This window comes from Nonomuraea sp. NPDC004186, from assembly GCF_053603495.1.
Genome location: NZ_JBSGFQ010000282.1, coordinates 1 through 1,322, shown reverse-complemented (window position 1 = coordinate 1,322; position 1,322 = coordinate 1). Strand labels below are relative to the sequence as shown.

Annotated in this window: 1 protein-coding gene; it reads right to left on the bottom strand. The window is 68.5% G+C overall.

Translation table 11 applies throughout. The features are described from left to right. Positions 1-18: 18 nt before the first annotated feature. Entirely contained in the window at positions 19-1,092 is a 1,074-nt protein-coding gene (locus tag ACWEPL_RS65265; RefSeq protein WP_452443103.1) for an IS110 family transposase, read from the bottom strand. Positions 1,093-1,322 lie beyond the last annotated feature (230 nt).

The window sequence follows — 1,322 nt, the reverse complement described above, 5'->3', positions numbered from 1 at the left end:
GGGATGCTCCTATTGATGTCAAGCGGGGCGATCATGATCGTTCTTGGTGATGATGCGGTAGAGCTCACGGGCGATGTAGCGCTTGAGGCAGCGGATGATTTCCTTCTTGGACAGCCCGTCTTGGGTGCGTCGTTCCATATAGGCGCGGGTGCGTGGGTCCCAGCGCAGGCGGACCACAGCGATGCGGTAGAGGGCGGCGTTGGCTTGGCGGTCGCCGCTGCGGTTGAGGCGGTGCCGGCGGGTCTTGCCGGACGATGCGGGGATCGGGGCGACGCCGCAGAGCATGGCGAAGGCGGCTTCTGAGCCGAGCCGGTCGTGATTTTCCCCGGCGGTGACCAGGAGTTGGCCGGCGGTGTCGGGTCCGAGGCCGTGGACGGCGAGCAGGGCGGGGTTGATGGCGGCCACGAGGGGTTCCAGCAGCTCGTCGAGGTCGTTGATCTCGGTGGTGAGCTGCTGGTGGCGGCGGGTCAGGGAGCGCAGTGCGATCATCGTCGCGGTGACCGGGTCGTGGGCGTGCGTGTGGTCGGGACGCAGGGCGGCGCAGGTCGCGATGAGCTTCTTGATGGACAGGCCGCGCAGTTGGGTGCGCAGGTCGTCGGGGGCGGTGACGATGAGGGCTTTGATCTGGCGCTGGGCGTCGGCGCGCTGGTTGACGGCCGAGCGGCGGGCGAGCCGCAGGCAGCGCAGGGCTTCCACCCGGCCGTCGCGCTGCTTGGGCGTGCCGGTCCGGTCGCCGGCCAGCGCCGCCTTGGCCGCGGCGATCGCGTCGATCGGGTCGGACTTGCCGTGGAAACGGCGGGTCTTGCGGTCGGGCCGGTCGACCTCGGTCAGGTTCATCTCCTGGCGGAGCAGGTAGCGGGCCAGCCCGGCACCGTAGGCGCCGGTCCCTTCGATGCCCACGACCGTCACGGTGCCGAACGACTTCATCCAGGTGAGAAGCGCGGCGTATCCGGTGGGATCGGCGGGGAACTGCTCGGTGCCCAGCACACGGCCGACCTGGTCGATCACGGCTGCGGTGTGGGTGTCTTGGTGGGTGTCGACACCGCCGGCGACTTCGTCGATCGCGGTGGTGTCGGGTGTAATGGAGGGCATCGTCGTCCTGTGCTCTTGACCGGTGGGCAGGGCGGCACGCACCGGCCGGGCAACGCGGACAAGACAGAGAAGGGGCCTCTGGCCAGGCTCCTATGAGGTCACAACGCCACGTCCGGTTGTGCAGGTGAGCACCTCCCGCTCAGACCGACAGATCCCGTTGAAGACCCGAGGTCAGTCAGGGGGTGGGTCAGGACTGACGGGAGGTGCTCACCTACATCATCTCTGTCAGG

Coding starts and splice junctions, on each gene's coding strand:
- ACWEPL_RS65265 (WP_452443103.1), bottom strand. CDS start 1,092: ATGCCCTCCATTACACCCGACACCACCGCGATCGACGAAGTCGCCGGC.